At 52.5% G+C, this 1690-nt stretch carries 2 protein-coding genes; one reads left to right on the top strand and one right to left on the bottom strand.

Going from position 1 to position 1690, the window contains the following annotated elements; translation table 11 throughout:
• The first annotated feature begins 2 nt into the window (after positions 1-2).
• Positions 3-518 (top strand): DNA endonuclease SmrA, encoded by a 516-nt coding sequence (gene smrA, locus ACTF5Z_RS01930; protein ID WP_438984296.1) that lies wholly within the window; start codon positions 3-5, stop codon positions 516-518.
• Between the two features lie 8 nt (positions 519-526).
• Here smrA and gatB read toward each other — a convergent pair.
• Positions 527-1690: Asp-tRNA(Asn)/Glu-tRNA(Gln) amidotransferase subunit GatB (gene gatB / locus ACTF5Z_RS01935; RefSeq protein ID WP_438984297.1), on the bottom strand; the 1164-nt coding region annotated here is incomplete at its 5' end.

Below are 1690 nucleotides of genomic sequence, written 5' to 3' on the forward strand. Positions count from 1 at the left end.
GGGTGGTTCGTTCGAAAGGGCCTAGTTTGGCGGCGGACGCAGTAGAGCGACGTCGTGAAGCTGCCGTTACGGGGCCTCAAGCCGATAAGAATATTTTGACGGAGGAGGGCATTGCGGCGCTCGATCCTTGGTTTGTGCTCGATTTCAAACGCCCCGGAATTCAAAACGGCGTATATCGTAAGTTAAAACAGGGCAAGTACGACACTGAGGCGCGCTTGGATTTGCATCGCATGCGAGTGGTGCAGGCGCGTAAAGCCGTCTTTGAGTTTGTCGAGCAAGCCCTGGAGCTTGGTTTGCGCACGGTTATCATTGTGCACGGCAGAGGTGAGCGTAAGGCAGAAAAAGAGCAGGCGGCCATCTTAAAAGGGTGTGTCAACCACTGGTTGCGCGAGCTCGATGCCGTTCAAGCTTTTCACAGCGCTCAGCCCCAACACGGCGGGACCGGCGCGGTATATATTTTGTTGCGAAAAAACGAGATCCAAAAACAAGTGAATCGCGAGCGCTTTATGCGCTACTAGCGCTGAAATCACTTCAGCGCTTTATTAAGTAGTTCGTTTACCAGCTTTGGATTGGCCTGGCCTTTCGACGCTTTCATAATTTGACCGACAAAAAAGCCCAACAGTTTTTTCTGCTTACCTTCATCAGCCGCTCGATATTGCGCTACCTGATCGGGGTTATTCGCAACTACCTCGTTGACCAGAGTCTCTAATGCGCCCGAATCGCTCACTTGCTTCAGGCCGCGCTGCTCGATAATGGCGTCGACGTCGCCTTCGCCTTGCCACAGGGCATCAAATACTTGCTTAGCCATTTTACTCGACAGCGTATTGTCTTTAATGCGCACAATGAGTTGGCCGAGTTGCTGTGCACTCACAGGTGCTTGCTCTAACTCGATATTGTTGGCATTAAGCTGTGCGGCGAGTTCCGACAACATCCAGTTGGCGGCCAGTTTCGCGTCACCACCCGCTGCGGCGGCGTCTTCAAAATAATTGGCCATGGCTTGGCTATCGCACAGAGCTCTGGCGTCGTAATCGCCCAAGCCGTACTGTTCTTTAAAGCGCTCACGCTTGGCATCGGGAAGCTCTGGTAAACTGGCTCGAATGGCTTCGATCGTCTCATCACTTAATACGACGGGCAGTAAATCGGGGTCGGGGAAGTAGCGATAGTCATTGGCGACTTCTTTTGAGCGCATCGAGCGCGTCTCATCTCGTTCGGCATCGTACAGGCGTGTTTCTTGAATAATGACACCGCCGTCTTCTAGGATATCCGATTGCCGCTCGATTTCACTATGAATAGCGCGCTCTACGAAACGAAACGAGTTGACGTTTTTGATTTCGGTGCGAGTGCCAAATTCACTCGCACCTGGACGGCGCAACGATAAATTGATGTCACAGCGCATTGAACCCTGTGACATGTCGCCATCGGAAATGCCTAAGTAAGTGACCAGAGTATGCAGTGCTTTGAGGTAAGCGACCGCTTCTTCTGCGCTACGAATGTCGGGTTCGCTGACGATTTCAAGTAAAGGCGTACCGGCTCGGTTCAAGTCAATGCCCGAAGCGCCTGGAATGGCATCATGTAGCGATTTGCCGGCGTCCTCTTCGAGGTGCGCGCGGGTGATACCTATTGTCTTGGTGGTGCCGTCAGATAAAGTGACTGTAAAGGCTCCCTTGCCAACGATGGGCTGTTCAAACTG

Source organism: Aequoribacter sp., assembly GCF_965659035.1.
Lineage (GTDB): Bacteria > Pseudomonadota > Gammaproteobacteria > Pseudomonadales > Halieaceae > Aequoribacter.